At 50.3% G+C, this 18,494-nt stretch carries 20 protein-coding genes; 13 read left to right on the top strand and 7 right to left on the bottom strand.

Annotated features, from left to right (window positions below; all coding sequences use genetic code 11):
* Positions 1 to 91: 91 nt before the first annotated feature.
* The 5 genes from K7B67_RS13580 to napF all read right to left on the bottom strand — a co-directional run bounded on the left by K7B67_RS13580 (position 92) and on the right by napF (position 4,595).
* Positions 92 to 685 (bottom strand): NapC/NirT family cytochrome c, encoded by a 594-nt coding sequence (locus tag K7B67_RS13580; RefSeq protein ID WP_252176400.1) that lies wholly within the window; start codon positions 683 to 685, stop codon positions 92 to 94.
* 15 nt (positions 686 to 700) lie between these two features.
* Positions 701 to 1,153 (bottom strand): nitrate reductase cytochrome c-type subunit, encoded by a 453-nt coding sequence (locus tag K7B67_RS13575; protein ID WP_252176399.1) that lies wholly within the window; start codon positions 1,151 to 1,153, stop codon positions 701 to 703.
* A 78-nt stretch (positions 1,154 to 1,231) separates the two neighbouring features.
* Complete coding sequence (napA, locus tag K7B67_RS13570; RefSeq protein ID WP_252176398.1) at positions 1,232 to 3,736, bottom strand: nitrate reductase catalytic subunit NapA; 2,505 nt, start codon at positions 3,734 to 3,736, stop codon at positions 1,232 to 1,234.
* A gap of 72 nt (positions 3,737 to 3,808) precedes the next feature.
* Positions 3,809 to 4,078, bottom strand: coding sequence for a chaperone NapD (locus K7B67_RS13565; protein WP_252176397.1), 270 nt, complete (start codon positions 4,076 to 4,078; stop codon positions 3,809 to 3,811).
* Positions 4,050 to 4,595: a ferredoxin-type protein NapF gene (gene napF / locus K7B67_RS13560; protein WP_252176396.1), complete on the bottom strand. Its 546-nt coding sequence runs from the start codon at positions 4,593 to 4,595 to the stop codon at positions 4,050 to 4,052. Before napF ends, K7B67_RS13565 begins: the two co-directional genes overlap by 29 nt.
* A 601-nt stretch (positions 4,596 to 5,196) precedes the next feature.
* Here napF and K7B67_RS13555 point away from each other — a divergent pair.
* Entirely contained in the window at positions 5,197 to 5,592 is a 396-nt protein-coding gene (locus K7B67_RS13555) for a hypothetical protein (RefSeq protein WP_252176395.1), read from the top strand.
* Between the two features lie 154 nt (positions 5,593 to 5,746).
* Here K7B67_RS13555 and K7B67_RS13550 read toward each other — a convergent pair whose 3' ends face one another.
* Complete coding sequence (locus K7B67_RS13550; protein ID WP_252176394.1) at positions 5,747 to 7,303, bottom strand: hypothetical protein; 1,557 nt, start codon at positions 7,301 to 7,303, stop codon at positions 5,747 to 5,749.
* A 149-nt stretch (positions 7,304 to 7,452) separates the two neighbouring features.
* Here K7B67_RS13550 and K7B67_RS13545 point away from each other — a divergent pair, with 149 nt between their 5' ends.
* The 12 genes from K7B67_RS13545 to ccmI all read left to right on the top strand — a co-directional run bounded on the left by K7B67_RS13545 (position 7,453) and on the right by ccmI (position 17,742).
* Positions 7,453 to 7,863 (top strand): hypothetical protein, encoded by a 411-nt coding sequence (locus K7B67_RS13545; protein WP_252176393.1) that lies wholly within the window; start codon positions 7,453 to 7,455, stop codon positions 7,861 to 7,863.
* A gap of 171 nt (positions 7,864 to 8,034) precedes the next feature.
* Positions 8,035 to 9,795: a histidine kinase gene (locus K7B67_RS13540; protein WP_252176392.1), complete on the top strand. Its 1,761-nt coding sequence runs from the start codon at positions 8,035 to 8,037 to the stop codon at positions 9,793 to 9,795.
* An 11-nt stretch (positions 9,796 to 9,806) separates the two neighbouring features.
* Complete coding sequence (narL, locus tag K7B67_RS13535) at positions 9,807 to 10,445, top strand: two-component system response regulator NarL (RefSeq protein ID WP_252180581.1); 639 nt, start codon at positions 9,807 to 9,809, stop codon at positions 10,443 to 10,445.
* Between the two features lie 194 nt (positions 10,446 to 10,639).
* Complete coding sequence (gene ccmA / locus K7B67_RS13530) at positions 10,640 to 11,308, top strand: cytochrome c biogenesis heme-transporting ATPase CcmA (protein WP_252176391.1); 669 nt, start codon at positions 10,640 to 10,642, stop codon at positions 11,306 to 11,308.
* Positions 11,305 to 12,024: a heme exporter protein CcmB gene (ccmB, locus tag K7B67_RS13525; protein WP_252176390.1), complete on the top strand. Its 720-nt coding sequence runs from the start codon at positions 11,305 to 11,307 to the stop codon at positions 12,022 to 12,024. The genes ccmA and ccmB overlap by 4 nt, the downstream gene beginning before the upstream one ends.
* 30 nt (positions 12,025 to 12,054) lie before the next feature.
* Complete coding sequence (locus tag K7B67_RS13520) at positions 12,055 to 12,804, top strand: heme ABC transporter permease (RefSeq protein ID WP_252176389.1); 750 nt, start codon at positions 12,055 to 12,057, stop codon at positions 12,802 to 12,804.
* Positions 12,805 to 12,809: 5 nt separating this feature from the next.
* On the top strand, positions 12,810 to 13,028 hold the full coding sequence (gene ccmD, locus K7B67_RS13515; protein ID WP_252176388.1) for a heme exporter protein CcmD: 219 nt from the start codon (positions 12,810 to 12,812) through the stop codon (positions 13,026 to 13,028).
* Entirely contained in the window at positions 13,025 to 13,507 is a 483-nt protein-coding gene (gene ccmE, locus K7B67_RS13510; protein WP_252176387.1) for a cytochrome c maturation protein CcmE, read from the top strand. The genes ccmD and ccmE overlap by 4 nt, the downstream gene beginning before the upstream one ends.
* Positions 13,507 to 15,522 carry a heme lyase CcmF/NrfE family subunit gene (locus K7B67_RS13505; RefSeq protein WP_252176386.1) on the top strand — a complete coding sequence of 672 codons (2,016 nt, stop codon included), beginning with the start codon at positions 13,507 to 13,509 and terminating at the stop codon, positions 15,520 to 15,522. Before ccmE ends, K7B67_RS13505 begins: the two co-directional genes overlap by 1 nt.
* A complete protein-coding gene (locus tag K7B67_RS13500) occupies positions 15,519 to 16,061 on the top strand; it encodes a DsbE family thiol:disulfide interchange protein (protein ID WP_252176385.1) in 543 nt (180 codons plus the stop codon). Before K7B67_RS13505 ends, K7B67_RS13500 begins: the two co-directional genes overlap by 4 nt.
* Entirely contained in the window at positions 16,058 to 16,573 is a 516-nt protein-coding gene (locus K7B67_RS13495; protein WP_252176384.1) for a cytochrome c-type biogenesis protein, read from the top strand. The genes K7B67_RS13500 and K7B67_RS13495 overlap by 4 nt, the downstream gene beginning before the upstream one ends.
* Positions 16,570 to 17,742 carry a c-type cytochrome biogenesis protein CcmI gene (gene ccmI, locus K7B67_RS13490; RefSeq protein ID WP_252176383.1) on the top strand — a complete coding sequence of 391 codons (1,173 nt, stop codon included), beginning with the start codon at positions 16,570 to 16,572 and terminating at the stop codon, positions 17,740 to 17,742. The genes K7B67_RS13495 and ccmI overlap by 4 nt, the downstream gene beginning before the upstream one ends.
* A 246-nt stretch (positions 17,743 to 17,988) precedes the next feature.
* Here the strand turns inward: ccmI and K7B67_RS13485 are convergent, their stop codons facing one another.
* Complete coding sequence (locus K7B67_RS13485) at positions 17,989 to 18,285, bottom strand: hypothetical protein (protein ID WP_252176382.1); 297 nt, start codon at positions 18,283 to 18,285, stop codon at positions 17,989 to 17,991.
* Positions 18,286 to 18,494 lie beyond the last annotated feature (209 nt).

The following is an 18,494-nucleotide window of genomic DNA, read 5'->3' as shown; positions in this document are numbered from 1 at the left end:
CAATGACCTGTTGTTGGTTTTTGTGAGTGCAGACTTCGGTATTTCCCTGCCAGAATTCCGAAGTCTGCGTGAGGAGCGTATCAGTGAGGTATTACTCCCAGCCAGGCACACCGGTCATGTCAGGTAGCTTATGGGCAATCCCCTTGTGACACTGGATACAGGTTTCACCGTTTTTCTCGGCAGTGGTATGGCTTTTGACGGCCAGCAGCGATTGTTCAGACAGCTCCATGGATTCCTGGGTGTGGCAGTTACGGCACTCCTGGGAGTCATTGGCTTCCATCCGGGCCCATTCCCGCTCAGCCATTTCCCGTCGATGGGCCTCAAACTCCTCCGGGGTATCTACCTTGCCAGTAATATGGGCAAAGACTTCCTTGCTGGCCTGCACCTTGCGGATCATCTTTGGCAAAAACTCTTTAGGCAGGTGACAGCTGGCGCAGTCAGCCTGAACTCCGGAGGCATTGCTGAAATGAGCACTTTGCTGGTATTCCGGCACCACATCATTGGTATGACAGCTGGAACAGAACTCCAGGGTGCTGGTGTATTTCATCGTCGCATTGTAGGTGCCATGGAGGATCAAGGCCCCAATAAAGCCAATAACCAGTAACAGACCCACAGAAAGTTTGGCGCTGGGTCGGCGCAGAAACTGCCAGAGTGCCTTAGAAAGCAGTCGTACCTTGTTCATCATTGTTTCTTCCTTAAATTAATCTGCTTTCAGGGATTCAACCGGTTCAAAGGTGTTTTTCTTCAGAGGTTGGGCCTCTTTCTGCGGGACATGACAGGTCAAACAGAAATAGCGGTTGGGAGCGACATCAGCCAGTTGCTCACCGTCACGGTTCTGGTAATGGGAAACAGCGATTTTGGTCGCGCCCCATTTATCGGCATTTTTCATGCTGTGGCAGCGCAGGCAGCTGTTGGCATCCTTGTCGACCTGATAGCGATCCACTGAGTGTGGAACCAGGGGCGGCATATCCACAAAGTCACGTCCCATGGTTGGGCCCTGGTAGTCCTGTTTCATGTATTCAGCCTGTGGTTCGACACTGACGTCTTCTTTTCTGAGTGATTCCAGCCCACCCACTTCGTTGCTGTTGATCGTTTCTGCGAAGGCGGGCAGGCAGATGGCCAATGCCAGTAAAGCACTTATCATTTTGTTCATGGGTTGTATCCATTTTCTAAGCAATGCAGCGTTCCAGATAAAGTGTCCGGGCGATACCGGACACGGTCGGACCCGTTTTCAGACTTTGGCAACCTTGATGGCGGTTTTCTTGTAGTCAGTCTCTTTAGAGAGTGGGTCGGTGGCATCCAGTACCAGCTTGTTAGTCAGCTGGCTAGCATCAAAGAACGGCATAAAGGTCAGTCCCCTGGGTGGACGGTTACGGCCCTTGGTTTCAACCCGGGTACGCACTTCGCCATAACGGGAAGTTACTTTGATCTCATCACCACGGCGCAGTCCCCTTTCTGCCGCATCGTCAGGATGCATAAACAGTTGGGCATCGGGGTAAGCCCGGTAAAGTTCCGGAACTCGACGGGTCATTGAGCCGGAGTGCCAGTGTTCCAGGACACGACCGGTGGACAGCCACAGGTCAAACTCCTCATCCGGAGCGTCATGGGGTGGCTCGTAGGGCAGGGCAAAAATCCAGGCTTTGCCATCAGGTTTGCCATAGAAATCAAAATCACTGCCTGCTTTGGCATAAGGATCAGAACCTTCCTTGAAACGCCAGCGGGTTTCCTGACCATTCACCACGGGCCAGCGCAGACCGCGCTCCTGGTGATAACGCTCAAAGTCCGCCAGATCGTGTGCCTTGCCACGACCGAAGCTGGCGTACTCCTCAAACAGCCCCTTCTGGGCATAAAAACCGAATGCACGAGCGTCGTCGTTCAATCGGTCTTCAGGAATCTCATCCAGTTTGAACCGGTCTACCTGACCGTTAGCGTACAAAACATCAAATAGCGTCTTACCACGATAGTGTGGGTGTTTTGCCAGCAGGGCATCTGGCCAGACTTCCTCAACGTTGAAGCGTTTGGAAAATTCCATCAGCTGCCAGAGGTCAGACCTGGCTTGGGCAGGGGCTTTCACCTGCTGATACCAGAACTGGGTACGACGTTCTGCGTTACCATAAGCCCCTTCTTTTTCTACCCACATGGCGGTTGGCAGAATCAGGTCAGCTATTTGCCCGGTCAGGGTTGGGTAAGGGTCAGAAACGACAACAAAATTGTCAGGATTTCTGTAGCCTGGCAGTGTTTCATGGTTAAGGTTCGGTGCGGTCTGGGCGTTGTTGTTGCACATGACCCAGTAAGCATTGAGTTTGCCGTCTTTGAGCATCCGGTTTTGTAATACCGCATGGAATCCCGGTGTCGCTGGAATGGTGCCTTCAGGCAGTTTCCAGACTTTCTCGGCATAATCCCGGTGGTCTTTTTTGGCAACTTCCATATCAGCAGGCAGACGGTGGGCAAAGGTGCCCACTTCCCGGGCGGTACCACAGGCCGATGGCTGACCGGTCAGGGAGAACGGACTGTTCCCCGGCTGGGAAATCTTGCCAGTCAGCAGGTGCAGGTTGTAGATAATGTTGTTCATCCACACGCCACGGGTATGCTGGTTGACGCCCATGGTCCAGAGGGACATCACTCTGGTGTCCGGGTCGGCGTACAGTTTCGCCAGGGCTTCCAGCTGTGCTTCAGGCACGCCAGACAGTTTGGATACTTTTTCAACGGTGTATTCACTGACAAACTGTGCAAAGCCATCAAAGTCCAGCGGGGTTGCGCCACCATTACCGGGGTTTTTGGCTTTCTTTTCCAGCTCGTGCTCCGGGCGCAGGCCATAGCCGATATCCGTCACACCTTTGCGAAACACCGTATGCTTCTTAACAAAGTCCTGGTTAACCTTGCCGTTCTGGATGATGTAGTTGGCGATGTAGTTACCAATAGCCAGGTCAGACTGAGGGTTGAAGATGATGGGCTGGTCGGCCAGTTCAAAGGAGCGGTGTTTAAAGGTGGACATCACCGCCACTTTGACATGGGGGTTGGATAGACGACGGTCAGCCAGTCTTGACCAGAGTACCGGGTGCATCTCGGCCATGTTGGAGCCCCAGAGTACAAACGCATCGGCATGTTCAAAGTCGTCATAACAACCCATGGGCTCATCAATACCAAAGGTACGCATAAAGCCCACCACCGCAGAAGCCATGCAGTGTCGTGCATTGGGATCAATGTGATTGGAACGGAAACCGGCTTTCATCAGCTTGGAGGCTGCGTAACCTTCCCAGACGGTCCATTGGCCAGAGCCGAACATGCCCACAGGAGGCATCTCATTGGAGTTACGGGTTTTGGCTATGGCCGCTTTCCATTTTTCAGCCATGATATCGAACGCCTGATCCCAGGAGATCGGAGTGAAATCACCGTTTTTGTCGAATTTACCGTCTTTCATTCTCAGCAGCGGTGTTTCAAGACGATCCTTGCCGTACATAATTTTCGACAGGAAGTAACCTTTGATGCAGTTCAGGCCTTTGTTCACAGGTGCCTTTGGGTCCGCCTGAGTCGCTACTACACGACCATGCTGTGTGCCCACCAGTACCGAGCAGCCAGTACCACAGAATCGGCAGGGGGCTTTGTCCCATTTGATTTCGGTGTCTTTACTGCTGGTAATCAGGTTGGTTGCAGCAGCGTGGGTACTGACTCCCGCAGCCGCGGCCGTGGCGGCTACGGCACTGCTCTTGATAAAGTCACGGCGACTTTGTTTCATGGTTCTCTTCCTGGGTCTTTAAATCTTTTCTCAGGGTTGTATCGTGCCCTGAATGATGAGTCTTTGTGTTTGTTATTCCTGGTGGGTGTACACCAGGGTGGTGGTAATAACGCCTTCCATCTGGCTGATTCGGGTCATGGTGTCCACCATGGTGCGTTTGCCGGGCTCTTCTTCAACGGTCACTACCATCTTGCCCGAAGGGTCAGTTATATGAACTTCGACCCCGGACAGTGCCTGTAGACGCTCTTTCACTGCCATTATCTGCTGAGGGTGGCTCTGAACGGACAGTCCGGAAATGCTGTAATGCAAGGCTTCAGCGTCTTGTGGTGTCGGTATGGTCATCGGCGTTTTCTCTGGCTGTCATGGCGATCGCATCCACAGGGCAGGAGGAAACGCAGTCACCACAGGCGGTACATGGGTCTGGATCTATGGCTGGCTGAGCGACGCCACCCGTTTGATAGTGAAACTGGATAGCGGTGGGGTCACACATCTCTGAACAGGTACGACAATGTACTTGCTTCAAGGCCAGGCATTGATCGGAAATCACGGGCTTCAGTGGCCATGGGGTCTTGTTGTGCTTGCTGATGGCATCGGTTGGACAGCTTTTTAAACAGGCTTCACAAAAAGAGCATCCCGCTTTCCTGAAGTCGGCTTCAGGAAACCCCCCGGAACCCCGGATCAGTAACCCTGTTTCGCAAACAGCAATGCACTGCCCACAACGTGAGCAGAGATCGGTAAAGAGATCGGTAAATAGCGGTTCCTGCACACTCCAGGGGGGACGGGCAGGCGGCTCAATGGGTGCTGAAGCCGTTTTTCCAGTCAAGAATCCACGGCGATCAAGATCTACTTTTTGGCTCACGACGATGTGACTCTAGTGTTGTACGACTTTCCTGGCATGGAATCAGGATTGAAGTTTCAGGCTTTACGGAGGCATATTTTAATAAGGATGGACTTACAAAAAAGGCCTTTTAGAGGCTGTGTAAGGAATGGGTAAGCTTGGTGTACCCCTTAAGGAGTAGTGGTTTTGCGAAGGTTTGGTGAAGCACTGGTATTAACAATGCAGTGTGTATTTTTGTAGCCTCTGTTGTCGGCGCGAAAGAGGTTTTTAGGGGTATTCTCAGCCTGATAAGACAGTACATGGCTTTCCGGTTAAAACCAGAATTTCGGACATAATTGTGTTATTCAACCAATATACGACATTATTTATTTTATATGCACAGTCGAGCATTATCACTGTGCTGGAAACGAAAAAAAGTGTTGTGTTTTAACTTTAACATTGTCGTATATGAGTCATTATTTGAGTATAAAAAATCACTAAATCGACATACTGAGTAACCCCCTTACTTCTTGGGAATAAAGGGGTTGGAAGGTTTTATGGCCTTCCAGAATTTGTGACTAATAGACAGCTGAACAGGTAGGTCTATACTTGGTACTCGGCAGAAAAGGAAATGGTGGAAACGATGAAGAAGTACGAACTGCTTTTTTTGTTTTTCATTGGCTTTATCAATGTAAGCTATGCTGGTTCACAACTCACCAATGGTGACTGTCAGTCTCTATACACTCCATCAGATACATATTGGAGTTTTACTCCTGAAAATCCAGATACTGACTCAGGGGCTCAATGTACTCTTTTACGAGCGTACGATGTGACTTGTCCTATTGGGAAGCATAATTCTTGTTGCCTGATTATTGCCGGAGACAATAATACACCAGATACAGCTTACTACGGCGGTGTTAGTATTCTTCTTAGCGGAAGATGGCTAGTGTATAAAGATTACCTGACCAAAGCTGAACTCTTCCAGGGTGTCAGCAAAGGCGAGCTTAGAAAATCCTATGAAAAATGTATGAGTCAATAATAGACCTGAGAGGCTGTCCGGTATGCACGTACAAAGAAGACCTTTCAATCAAAACTGAACTCTTCCATGACGTTAATAATGGTGAACTCAAGAGAGCCTACGAAAAATGTATTCTTGGTCGGTGGCAGTCTCATTAAACCGGAGGGATGTTCAGCTATAGGCTCAACAGTAAGTTCAGAGCGGTTATGATACCCAACACAGTCGTCGTGGCTTTTGTACCCGCTGATAAAATGAAGGTCTTGTTAGCAGAAGTAGCAGAAGGAGAAGGAGAAGGAGAAGAAACAGAGGGCGAATCCACTGTCAGGCAGACTGATGAGTTAAAGTAGAATTGACCCTCGAGGTTGGTCAGTCCACTTAAAGCAGTCGCTGTGGAATTATTGATGGGTGTCCAGGTATTCACAATCTGGCAGAGTGTAGGCGAGCCGACAGTTGTCGTGTTTGCCTGCACGGATCTTTCGCACTCATCCGCTAATGATAATGGATCTGCGGCTCTAATGCTGTATTCATGCTGTTCTTGTCGCCAGAGTTTGACTGCCTGAAAGTGGTTGCAGGCCAGGGCCAGTTTAACGATGCCTTTGATATCTATAGCTGCTGAACTTGTTACTCGTATCTGATTGCCTGCGAGATTACAAAGAGAAGGTTCTTCACTGGTACTCGTATGACCGACAATAGTGAGAGCATATTTTTCTTTTTCAGGTTGCCCCAAAACTTCGAACAAAGTTGCGTTTATATTGTCAATGTCGATCGTGTTTCTAAAAATATCGATACTGCTTCCCGGTCCAGGATCTAACTCAGCCACCCATGCCATCTTGCCCCGGAATGTGTTCCCGTTAATGGCGATCCTGTGTGACTGGCTTTTTATGTAGGGAAGTGTGACAGCTACCCCTCCGTCGGGAATATAGTCGACGTTCCGCGACTTGATGACATGACCAGTGACTGTGATGATATCACCAGTGACTGTATTATTGACGAACATAAGGGCCGGACCCTGACGCAAATCATTGGCAGATGCATCCAGAGATAGTCTGCAATCAATGTTAACTCCGTTCAGGCAAACGAGATTGAATACGTTGTTTTCTACAATCAGTCTCCGGTTAGAACAATGTGTTGAAATAATGTTCCTGATTGGCATGCGGCCGTTAGGTGTAGTTGGCTGGAAAGTAATGTGTCGTATATGGCTGTCTTGTGTTTGCTCAAAATTAAAGTAGTTATGGGATCCAAACGTGATCATATATGTATCTGTATAACGTATATTAGGCGTGAGGATGATTTCGAAACCTTCATCCGGAGCCCCGATAATGTGTTGACCGTCCTTCAAAGTTATTTCATTGTCAATTAGATAGACAATCGGGATTTTACCTGACGCGGGGGTGACGGATGGAGAAAGCGTTGCCGCAGAAGTTGTTTCGGAAGAGAACAATATAACGGTGTCTTCTGGAATCTGTTTTATCAACTTGCTTAAATTCTCTGACGGGTTGGTACTGAGAACAATGCACTTTCGTCTGCCAACAAGGTGTCTATACTCGTTTAGCCACTGATGAACCCCTGTCGTCTGATTTTTAAGAGCCTCGCAGGGTACCGTTAGAGGGGGCGTTGTAGGAACAGGGGTTGTAGATTGAGTGGTGTTCTGAGCTTGCAGATTATGAGTCTGTGAGAGGATCAGAAGAGGGGTCAAAAGAGCAAAATAACGTTGGAGTTGGAACTTAATCATTTCCACAGTTTCCTGAGAAGCGTCTTTAGTGATCCCAGTGTAGTGCATCACCCCACTCTGTTTTGAGATTAATCAAGGGTTCACAACAACCATCTTCTCCAGAGTCTATACTCTGCCTGAGCTGACGTACATGAAATGGTGGTAAAACGATGAGGAAATATCAACTACTACTACTGCTGCTTGTTGTCGTTTATCTTGGCTTTATGAGTACCAGTTATGCCGGTCGACAACTGAACGCAGTTGATTGTCACTATCTATACACTCCTCATGGCACAGATTGGTATTTTGCACCCGACAGTGATCCAACTGCTGCTACCGGCAATCAATGTAATCTTTATGGTTTTTACAGTGGCTATTGTCCTCATGGCAAGCGTTATTACTGTTGCATGGGTGTTGGTGGACTGACTAAAGCTTCGGATACAGATTATTTCGGTGGTGTCAGTATACTTAGCAAAGCAGGCTGGGTGCTGTATAAAGTTTACCAAACAAAAGCCGATGTCTTTCGGGGCGTCGCTGGTGAGATTAGAGAAGCTTTTGAAAAATGCATGAGTCTTGAATAATTAATGGCTGTGAGAGGGTATTTTCTCCCACTTCTGCAGCAGTGGCGTCCACGGCACCGCTTTTGATAAAGTCGTGACAACTTTGTGTCATGGCTCTCTTCCCGGGTCTAAATCTTTTCTCAGAGCTGTCTGACAGCTCCGGGTGTCCAGTCTTTTTTAAGGTGCATGTTGTTGAAGCCTATTCGGTTTAAGGCGCTGGCCGCTATTATCACCATCTGTTTTTTGGGTTTGCTCAGTGTCAGTGGTTCGTTGTGGTTTGCCGCGACGACAGAGAGTGATGCCGCTGCTATCAACCTTGCCGGATCATTGAGAATGCAGGCGTGGCGTCTGGTGGATCGGGTCAATTCTGACAAGACCAGCGACAACGGATTGAGGCAGTTAATCACGACCTATGACAGCAGCTTTGCCAGTCCCACTTTGCAGCGTTTGGCTGACAGAACCGATATTATTGGTCGCCGTTATCAGGCTCTGGTCAATGAATGGCACAGTGAGATGCGACCTTTATTGAGAGATAAAGCCGGATGTCGGGCGTTTGCGGATAAAGCCCCCGGTTTTGTTGATCGTCTCAACGATCTGGTGACCTCATTGCAGTTGCATACCGAGCGAAAATTGCACTGGCTGGTGATACTGGCGATCTTTTCACTGTGTTCCATTCTGGCCATTGGGGTCATGACCATTCGCTACATTCAGTTGAACCTGATCAGACCGGTTGAGCAGCTCAGTAAGGCGGCAAAGAAGGTTCGCTGTGGTGAGTTCGATCATCTGCGTCTCGATTATCGGGATGCCAATGAAATGGGGCAGCTGACAGAGACTTTCTCGGCCATGGCTGACAGCCTTTCTCTGCTTTATAGCGATCTTGAGGCAAAGGTATCAGCTAAGACTCGATCTCTGGAGCAGGCCAATACGGCTTTGCAATTGTTGTATGAATCTTCTCGAACTCTGGGTATGAATCCCTATGATGAAGATCAGCTGATGTTGTTGCTGGAGCGGTGGAAGCAGTTGCTTGGGCTTAAAAGTGCTTATGTCTGTCTGACTGGCAATACAGCAAGTATGAGATTGCAGAGGATTTTCCCTGAAAGCGAGACCTTTAATGAGATTTGTAATGTCGGTCAGTGCGAGGGCTGTATTCAAGCACCCTCATCGGACATCCAGTTCTCACTGAGTCAGAATGACCAGGGTTACGGTTATCTGCAAATCTCTCTGCATGATGGGCAGTGTTTAACGGAAGAGAGCAGGCAGTGGTTGAGAACCTTTGGTGATATTGTCTCCACTTCACTGTATCGCAGCAGTTACCAGACTCAGGAGAGGCGACTGCTGTTAATGGAAGAGAGGGCGGTTATCGCCAGGGAGTTGCACGATTCGCTGGCCCAGGCGTTGTCTTACCAGAAAATTCAGGTCACTCGATTAAAGAAAGTGCTTGAACGAATGGGGTTAGAAGAATCCGTCCACCTGGTTGTCGAAGATATACGTGAAGGGGTGAATAACGCCTACCGACAGCTCAGGGAGTTATTGAATACGTTTCGGCTCAGTATGTCTTTCGGCAGTCTTGAGGAGGCCCTGCAACAAACGATGAAAGAGTACAGTAAGCGGGATGAGAGTGTGAAGTTTAACCTCGACTATCGTTTGCGGTTCTGTCATCTTGATGCTCACCATCAGATTCATGTTTTGCATATTGTCCGGGAAGGGCTGGTCAATGTGATCCAGCATTCCGGGGCAAAACAAGCGACGGTCGTCTGTGAACAGGTTGCGCCGGAAAAGGTTCAGGTTTTAATAGACGACGATGGATCAGGTTTTGGTAAAGAGATAAGCACACCGGGCCATTACGGCACAACCATCATGCAGGAAAGGGCAGAAAGCCTCGGAGGCCAGCTTTATTTTGAAAGCTCCGGTTTGGGCGGGGCTCGCGTGCGCCTTGAGTTTTCATTGCTGTGAGGGGGGGGATGATGAACGACACAAGTATTTTATTAATTGATGATCACCCATTACTTCGAAAAGGATTGGCTCAGTTAATTGATGAAGAAGAAGGTCTGAAAGTCATTGCCGAAGTGGGTGACGGAGCGACTGGCTTGAAAAAGGCCATTGAGCTCGAACCGGATCTGATTCTGCTGGATCTGAATATGAAAGGTATGGACGGGCTGGAAACACTCAAGGCGATGAGGGCAAACGGGGTGGTTTCCAGGGTTGTGGTGCTCACTGTTTCAGAGCATAAGGATGATGTTGCAGCCATGTTTCGGGCTGGAGCGGATGGTTATTTGCTGAAAGACATGGAGCCTGAAGAACTTTTGGGGCAGATTTCACAAGCTGCCATGGGGAAGCTGGCTATCGATGTCCGACTGGCTGAAGTGCTGGCTTCTGTGCTCAGGCCTGACAGCACCCAGACCAGCAAGATTGATTTGCTGACACCCAAGGAGCGGGAGGTGCTTCAGTTTATTGCAGAAGGGGATGCCAACAAGATAATTGCCCGAAAAATGAACATCAGTGAAGGCACGGTCAAGGTTCATGTTAAACGGATGCTTCGCAAACTGGACTTCCGTTCTCGAGTTGAGGCAGCGGTCTGGTGGGTGAATAACCGGGGGCGTTGAATGCTGGTCAATGCCTGAGAATTTACATAATCCAGATCGTTAATTACTTCGGAACAAACGTTTTTTTCGATATAATCCTGTCCGGCTTTATGGCTGTCATAGTGTTCTTCTTAAGAGTGTTCTTCTTAAGAGTGTTCTTCTTAAGAGTGTTTTTTGAACAGCTCCATCGACCGACTGATTTAAGGGAAAACGACTTGCTCGAAGTGGCAAAGCTGGAGTGTGAACGAGACGACCGTGTTCTTTTTTCAAACCTCTCCATTCAACTGTCCCCGGGGGAACTGCTACAGATAGAAGGCTGTAATGGTGCCGGTAAGACCACGCTTTTGAGAGTGGTGGCTGGCCTTTGTAGTGATTATCGGGGAGAGCTGAGCTGGCGGGGGCAGAAGCTTTCCAGCGTCTATGCCGATTTTCGATTGTCAACCTTTTACTTTGGTCATAAACCCGCGGTTAAAACCGAACTCACTCCGATTGAAAATATTCTGTGGCGCTCAAGCCTTCGCAATGAACGTTACCCGGAACCGTCGATTGTCTCTGCGCTGGAGCAAGTTAGCCTTGCTGGCTATGAGGAGGTTCCCTGCGGGCAACTTTCGGCAGGTCAGCACCGACGGGTGGCCCTGGCAGACCTATCGTTGTCAACCACGCCGCTCTGGATTCTTGATGAGCCCTTTACCGCCATTGACGTGGACGGGGTAGCCTGGCTTGAACAATTGCTGGCGCAGCACATTGAGAATAACGGCGCTGTGGTCATGACCAGCCATCAGAGTCTGTCAAAGCTGTCTGATCGGGTCAGGAAACTGCGTCTGGAGGCTTATGCCCCTTCAGAGGAAGAAAACGATCATGAAGACTCAGGAGCCTGGTTATGAGTGACTCTTCATTGCGAGGCCGGTCATTGCGAGGCCGGTCACTGCAGGGCAGCCGGGCATTTCTGGGATTGGTCAAAAGAGATCTGGTTCTGGCTTTTCGGACACCGGGGCAGACCTTGAATCCCGTGGCTTTTTATCTCATGGTTGCCAGTTTGTTTCCCCTGGGGATTGCTCCTGAGAAAGAACTCTTGTCTCAGTTAGCCGGTGGCATTGTCTGGATCGGTGCCTTGCTGGCGGTTCTGCTTTCCCTGGACTCGCTGTTCAGAAGCGATCAGGAAGACGGCTCATTGGATCAGCTACTGTTATCGCCGCACCCGTTGCCTTTATTGGTGCTGGCTAAAATGTCTGCGCACTGGCTGACGACCGGGGTGGCGTTGATTGTTATGGCCCCGCTGCTGGCCCTGATGCTGCATTTACCAACACAGGCTTTTCCGGCATTAATGCTCAGTCTGCTGCTGGGTACTCCGCTGATGAGTCTCGCTGGAGGCATTGGTGCAGCATTGACAGTACGTGTGCAGAGAGGGGGAATACTACTGACATTGCTGTCTTTACCTTTGTATATTCCGGTTTTGATTTTCGGGACCGGTGCTGTTCAGTCTGCGGTAGAGGGGATGCCCTATTCGGGGCACTTGCTGTGGATAGCGGCATTGCTGATGTTGGGATTGTGTCTGGCGCCCCTGGCGATAGCCGCATCACTGAGAATAGTTGCAGACTGAGCAACGGAACCAGTCACGGTAGAGTAAAAAATGAACTGGACTTTTTTTCATAAACTGGGGTCGCCCAAGTGGTTTTACGAGATCAGTGGTAAATGGTTGCCCTGGCTGGCCATTCTGGCAGCCCTGTTGATGGCAACCGGGCTGATCTGGGGTCTGATGTTTACGCCACCGGACTACCTGCAGGGCAACAGTTACCGGATTATATTTCTGCACGTTCCCACCGCCTTTCTGGCCTCGGCTATCTACGTGATGATGGCTTCTGCCGGTGTCGTTACCCTGGTGTGGAAAATGAAACTGGCTGACATGGCACTGAAGTGTTGTGCACCCATCGGGGCTTCATTCTGCCTGCTGGCGCTGATATCAGGCGCTATCTGGGGTAAGCCGACCTGGGGCACCTGGTGGGTGTGGGATGCCAGGCTGACCTCCATGCTGATTCTGCTGTTCCTTTATATGGGAGTCATCGCCCTTCGCGGTGCCATAAGAAATGTTAATACCGCGGCAAAAGCCTGTGCCATCCTGACGCTGGTGGGGGTGGTTAATATCCCCATCATCAAATTTTCTGTCCAGTGGTGGAATACCCTGCACCAGGGCGCCACGCTCAAGCTCACCGAAAAGCCATCCATGGCGCCCGAGATGCTCTGGCCCTTGTTGATCAGTATTGCGGCTTTTTATCTGTTTTTTACCGTTGTCCTTATTCTCCGTTTGCGAACCGAAATATTGGATCGTGAGCGACGAACCAAATGGGTCCACAAGATCGTATTAACCAGACTGGGGAACTGAGCACTATGTATTTTGAAAGTCTGGGAAGTTTGCTACAAATGGGTGGGCACGGTGCCTATGTGTGGTCAACTTACGGCATTGGTCTACTGATCATCGTCTACAACATTATTTCCCCGCTATGGGCGAGAAAGCGGATCCTGTCCCAGGTGCTGCGTCAGGTGCGCAGCAGTCAATCCAGAGTCAACATTAAAGATCAGGATGCTCAAGAGGTATCAGTGGAATGAATCCAGTTCGCAAACAACGCTTATTATTAGTCCTTTTATTGCTGGCCGGTGTCGGTGTCGCTGTGACCCTGGCCCTGTTTGCCCTGAAGGAAAACATCAATCACTACTTTTCTCCAGCCCAGATGGCTAGCGGCGAAGCGCCCGTTGGCCAGAAAATTCGTGGTGGTGGTGTTGTGGTTCCGGGCACTGTTAAACGTGACCCGAACGGTCTGAAAGTCACTTTCCGCATCAGTGATGGCGATGGTGAAGTAGCAGTGGAATATACCGGAATCCTGCCAGACCTCTTTAAAGAAGGCCAGGGCATTGTCGGAACCGGCGTATTGGATGACAAGCGTCGTTTTGTGGCCGAGGAACTGTTGGCCAAGCATGATGAAAACTATATGCCGCCGGAAGTACAGCAAGCCATCGACAAGGCTCATGGCGCGAAGTCAGTGGCTCAATCTAAGAATGAGCAGCCTCAATCATCGGAGAGCCTGTAATGAATCCTGAACTGGGGTTGTTCGCCCTGATACTCGCTACCTGTCTGGCGGTGCTGCAAAGTATTATTCCGCTGATCGGCAGCTACAATGGCCGACTGAACTGGATGGCCACCGCTAAAACGCTGGCAACAGGACAGTTTGTTTTTGTTCTGCTGTCGTTTATGTGCCTGGTTGTGGCTTTTGTCTCCGATGACTTTTCGGTTCAGTACGTAGCCAGCAACTCAAACTCCCTGCTGCCCGTTTACTATAAGATAACTGCCGTTTGGGGGGGGCATGAAGGCTCTCTGCTGCTCTGGATTCTGACCCTGACGGGCTGGGGGCAGGTAGTGGCGCTGCGCAGTAATAAACTGCCGCCGGAACTGTCGGCAAGAGTTCTCTCGGTCATGGGGATGATCAGCGTAGGTTTCCTGCTGTTTATCCTGCTAACGTCTAACCCTTTCACGCGTATTTTGCCATTCCCTCCTGCCGACGGTTCTGACCTGAACCCGCTGTTACAAGATCTCGGTATGATTATTCACCCACCCATGCTTTACATGGGCTATGTGGGTTTTGCTGTGGCCTTTGCTTTTGCCATTGCCGCACTGCTTGGAGGACAGCTGGACAGTGCCTGGGCTCGCTGGGCTCGTCCCTGGACGACGGTGGCATGGTGCTTTCTGACCGCCGGTATTTCCCTGGGTAGCTGGTGGGCTTATTACGAGCTGGGCTGGGGTGGCTGGTGGTTCTGGGATCCTGTGGAAAACGCGTCCCTGATGCCCTGGCTGACCGGTACGGCGCTTATTCACTCGTTGGCGGTGACTGAAAAACGTGGACTGTTCAAAAGCTGGACGCTGCTGCTGGCGATCACCACTTTCTCCCTGAGTCTGTTTGGTACTTTCCTGGTGCGTTCCGGTGTGCTGACTTCTGTTCACGCATTTGCCAGCGATCCCAAGCGGGGGCTCTTTATCCTGGGCTATCTGCTGGTGGTCGTGGGAGCGTCCCTGACCCTGTTTGCCTTCAGGGCTCCGCAGGTGAAAAGTAAAATCAGTTTCTCCCTGCTATCGCGGGAAACCCTGTTACTGTTGAACAATATTATCCTGGTGACCAGTTGTGCCACGGTACTGTTGGGTACCATGTTCCCATTGCTGCTGGACTCCTTGGATCTGGGGATGATTTCTGTTGGTCCTCCCTACTTTAATCTGTTGTTTGTTCCCCTTGCCATGCTGCTGGCTGCCTGTCTGGGTATCGGCATCCTGCTGAACTGGAAAAAAGGTTCTCTCAGTTGGCTGAAGCAACAGGTTCGCTGGATATTGGTCGTCTCTGTTGTGGGTGGCATCGTTTTCAGCTTTATTTACGGCGACCGCTTCCTGGTCAGTGAAGCCCTGGCTATTGGCCTTGTGCTCTGGATGGTTTTCACCATCGCTAAAGATGTTCGCAATAAAACCCGAAACACCGGCCTTCTGAAAGGGCTGAGAAAACTCAAGCCTGCTTACTACGGTATGCAACTGGCCCATCTGGGTCTGGCTGTGACCTTTATTGGTGTGGCTCTGACCTCGGGTTACAGCGCTCAGAAAGACCTGCGTATGGATCCGGGCGACTCCGCCGAGGTGGGGGAATATGTTTTCCGTTTTGATGGCGTGAGTCAGCGTCAGGGACCCAACTATGTTGCTGACTATGGCACTTTCAGCGTCTTTGAGGATCAGCAGCAGATCGCTGTCCTGAAACCTGAAAAACGTATCTATACCGTTCAGGGGATGCCGATGACTGAGGCGGCTATTGATTCGGGCTTAACCCGTGATCTTTATGTGGCCCTGGGCGAGCCGCTGGGGGGCGATAGCTGGGCGGTACGTCTCTACGTTAAGCCTTATATCCGTTTAATCTGGCTGGGTTCTATCTTTATGGCCCTGGGTGGTTTGCTGGCTGTTTCAGACCGGCGTTATCGTGTCCGTCTCAAGAAAAAAGCCGGGTTAATGGGCAACAGCAAGCCTTCCCGGCACTCAGATAATGATGAAGCCATCACGACAGGAGGTCAGGCGTGAAGCGTTGGAAACTGTTTTTACCCTTAGGATTCTTTCTGACGTTCTGCGTGTTGCTCTACATCGGTTTGTTTATGGAGGATAAAAATGAACTGCCTTCCATGTTGCTGGACAAGCCGGTGCCTGAGTTCAGCCTGAAAAAGTTGCAACAGCCCGAACAGACGGTGACCGAAGAAGCCTTGAAAGGCAAGGTTGTGCTGCTCAATGTCTGGGGTTCATGGTGTCCAGCCTGCAAGGTTGAGCACCCTTACCTGATGCAACTGGCCCGTGAAGGCGTCAATATTGTCGGCGTCAACTACAAGGATGAGCGTCAGGCTGCCCTGGAATGGCTGGATCGTCTGCAGAACCCTTACCTTTTTAATATCGTGGATAAGGACGGCAAGCTGGGTCTGGACCTGGGAGTCTACGGCGCACCGGAAACCTTCCTGATCGATAAAAAGGGTGTGATTCGCTACAAGCACATTGGGATTATTGATGCCCGGGCTTGGAATGAAGAGCTCAAGCCCCGTTACGATGCTCTGCAAAAGGAGTTGGTGCCATGACTCTCGACAATTTATTCAGTCGTTCATCGCTGCTGAAATCGGCAGGTGTTTCCATGCTGATGGGGTTAGCAGTGCTGCTGGTCAGTTTCAGCGTTCGGGCCGGGGTGATTGAAAACTATCAGTTTGACTCTCCCGGGCAGCAGGAACAGTTTTTCCGTTTAAACGAACAGCTGCGCTGCCCTCAGTGCCAGAATCAGTCCATTGCTGATTCCAATGCGCCGGTTGCACAGGATCTGCGTCGTGAAGTACACCGTATGATCGTTGAGGAAAAGGCAGATGATGAGGCGATCATCCAGTTCATGCTGGATCGATACGGCGATTTTGTACTCTATAAACCCAGAATGGACGCCCGTACCGTTGCACTCTGGTTTGGCCCTCTGATTCTGCTGTTACTGGGCATTTTTATACTGTTCAGAATCCTTAAGCAGCATCGTCCCGAGGTCCGTGAAGAGGTGCTCGATGCGCAGGACCAAGCTGAGCTGGACAAGATACTGGGTGGTAACGACAAATGACGCAGTTCTGGATAATCGCTTCACTGTTAACGCTTAGTGGTATGGCCCTGGTGGTGCTGCCACTGTGGTTCCGCAGTCGACGCACCACGGATCAGGACGTTTCTGACAAGGCTTCCAACGTCGCTTATTTCAAAGAGCAGGAAGCAGAGCTGAATAAACAGCTGGATCAGGGTTTGGTCACGCCAGACGATGCCGCGCTGATTCGCACTGAGCTGGAAAAGAAACTGCTGGAAGATGTCGCTGAAAGGGAAGAAAAACTCAGTTACAGCCACAGCAGTAACAAAGGACTTGCGTTGTTTCTGGCGCTGCTGATTCCAGCCATGGCGGTACCGGTTTACCTGCATTTGGGAGCCCGGACCGAGTTGTCTGTTACGGAAATGGTGATGGATCCGAATGTTTCACATGAGGAAATGATCACCACCCTGCAAGCCTGGACTGACAAGCGACCTGACAACGCCCAGGCCTGGTATCTGCTGGCAGGCCGCTATATGGCAAAGGGTGAAGTAAATAAGGCCATTGACGCCTATAAAACCCTTTACACGGTGACCGAAGGCAGCCCTCAGGCAGCGGCGCAACTGGCTCAGGCTTTATTTCTGGCGAATCGCAGTCAGATCAATAGCGAAATTCGCGGCCTCTATCAGGATGCTTTAAGCAAGGACGAAAACAATACCACGGCATTGGGGCTCAAGGGCATTGATGCTTTTGAGCAGAAAGATTACCAGCAGGCGGTTCAGGCCTGGAGCAAAGCGCTCTCTCTTGAAAGTAACCTGTCTGCACGACAATCGTTGTCGGTCGGTATTACCAAAGCACGCAAGCTGATGGGTGAGACGGTGGCAGAACTAAGGATCAATGTCGAACTGGCTCCGGAACTCAGTGATCTGCCAGCCAAAGCCAGAGTTATTGTCTTTGCCCGTGAGAGTGGCGCCAGAAAGCCTCCTATTGCCGCGATTCCTTTACAGGTGAGTGACCTTCCCAAAGAGGTGATCCTGGACGACAATGCCGCCATGATGATGGGGTCAGGCAGTCTGTCCGATGCAGAAAGTCTCGATGTTGTCGCCCGTATTACTCTTTCAGGCGATGTCGCCCAGGTGGATTATCAGGCTGAAGTTCGTGACGTAAACATCAAGGATAACAGTGTTATCCAGTTGCGGATTACTCCTGCCAGCTGATCGGGTATCGGCTCTTTTCTTAAATTCGCTGTTCGGTTGGCTGATCGGGCAGCGTTCTTCATCTCCCGCCTGGTACGTCACTTCAATGAGTTTGATGTGAACGATCTACGTTCATCCTGAGCGCCCTTCGACTCCGCTCAGGATGCACGATCGAAGGATGTGGACTCCGAACCAACAATATAGACCGTGCCCGGCACCCTTCGACTCCGCTCAGGGTGAACGGAAATTGGGTGTCATTGATATCATTTATTCTGATTCTGTTTCTATGATCATCGGTTCGTTGTAAGGAAAGGTTATTTTCCAAGAGGGTTTGGTTGGCGGCCCCGGAGCGGGCTGATAATCGGTCCGTCGCCCATGCTTCATGCGGTATTGATTGGCATTGATACGGTTCTGGCGGTCGATGGCTGACTCTTCTTCAATCAGTTTCGCTGCAGGGCGCTCGTCATAATAAAAGCTATCTTCCTGAACCATCGGCTCGGTGACACAGCCCGCTAACAGGCTGCACAGTATTATTGTTGTGGGTATGAGCGGTAATTTCTTCATAATCTTTGTTCTCCTTATTTTGAATTTAAACCAGACCCGGAATTATAGACGCTGTTGTGAAATAGGGATGATGCGCTTTCAGTGGCAGGCCGAATTAGAACCTTTCTAAAGATCTGTGGTCAAAGCTCTCGTTTAGAGCAATCTTTCAGGAAGAAATTGATCATGGATGGCATAAATTCAGGTACTGATAATTCAATATTCGCCGGGAG

The sequence above is a fragment of the Endozoicomonas sp. 4G genome (genome assembly GCF_023822025.1).
Lineage (GTDB): Bacteria > Pseudomonadota > Gammaproteobacteria > Pseudomonadales > Endozoicomonadaceae > Endozoicomonas_A.
This window is presented reverse-complemented; position numbering and strand designations above follow the sequence as displayed.

What these genes read in the sequence shown, in the direction of transcription:
- ccmD (WP_252176388.1), top strand. Translation starts at nt 12,810, where the DNA reads ATGTATTTTGAAAGTCTGGGAAGTTTGCTACAAATGGGTGGGCACGGT.
- K7B67_RS13485 (WP_252176382.1), bottom strand. Translation starts at nt 18,285, where the DNA reads ATGAAGAAATTACCGCTCATACCCACAACAATAATACTGTGCAGCCTG.
- K7B67_RS13565 (WP_252176397.1), bottom strand. Translation starts at nt 4,078, where the DNA reads ATGACCATACCGACACCACAAGACGCTGAAGCCTTGCATTACAGCATT.
- K7B67_RS13575 (WP_252176399.1), bottom strand. Translation starts at nt 1,153, where the DNA reads ATGAACAAAATGATAAGTGCTTTACTGGCATTGGCCATCTGCCTGCCC.
- K7B67_RS13550 (WP_252176394.1), bottom strand. Translation starts at nt 7,303, where the DNA reads ATGATTAAGTTCCAACTCCAACGTTATTTTGCTCTTTTGACCCCTCTT.
- K7B67_RS13580 (WP_252176400.1), bottom strand. Translation starts at nt 685, where the DNA reads ATGATGAACAAGGTACGACTGCTTTCTAAGGCACTCTGGCAGTTTCTG.
- ccmE (WP_252176387.1), top strand. Translation starts at nt 13,025, where the DNA reads ATGAATCCAGTTCGCAAACAACGCTTATTATTAGTCCTTTTATTGCTG.
- narL (WP_252180581.1), top strand. Translation starts at nt 9,807, where the DNA reads ATGAACGACACAAGTATTTTATTAATTGATGATCACCCATTACTTCGA.
- ccmI (WP_252176383.1), top strand. Translation starts at nt 16,570, where the DNA reads ATGACGCAGTTCTGGATAATCGCTTCACTGTTAACGCTTAGTGGTATG.
- ccmB (WP_252176390.1), top strand. Translation starts at nt 11,305, where the DNA reads ATGAGTGACTCTTCATTGCGAGGCCGGTCATTGCGAGGCCGGTCACTG.
- K7B67_RS13505 (WP_252176386.1), top strand. Translation starts at nt 13,507, where the DNA reads ATGAATCCTGAACTGGGGTTGTTCGCCCTGATACTCGCTACCTGTCTG.
- K7B67_RS13555 (WP_252176395.1), top strand. Translation starts at nt 5,197, where the DNA reads ATGAAGAAGTACGAACTGCTTTTTTTGTTTTTCATTGGCTTTATCAAT.
- K7B67_RS13545 (WP_252176393.1), top strand. Translation starts at nt 7,453, where the DNA reads ATGAGGAAATATCAACTACTACTACTGCTGCTTGTTGTCGTTTATCTT.
- K7B67_RS13520 (WP_252176389.1), top strand. Translation starts at nt 12,055, where the DNA reads ATGAACTGGACTTTTTTTCATAAACTGGGGTCGCCCAAGTGGTTTTAC.
- K7B67_RS13495 (WP_252176384.1), top strand. Translation starts at nt 16,058, where the DNA reads ATGACTCTCGACAATTTATTCAGTCGTTCATCGCTGCTGAAATCGGCA.
- napA (WP_252176398.1), bottom strand. Translation starts at nt 3,736, where the DNA reads ATGAAACAAAGTCGCCGTGACTTTATCAAGAGCAGTGCCGTAGCCGCC.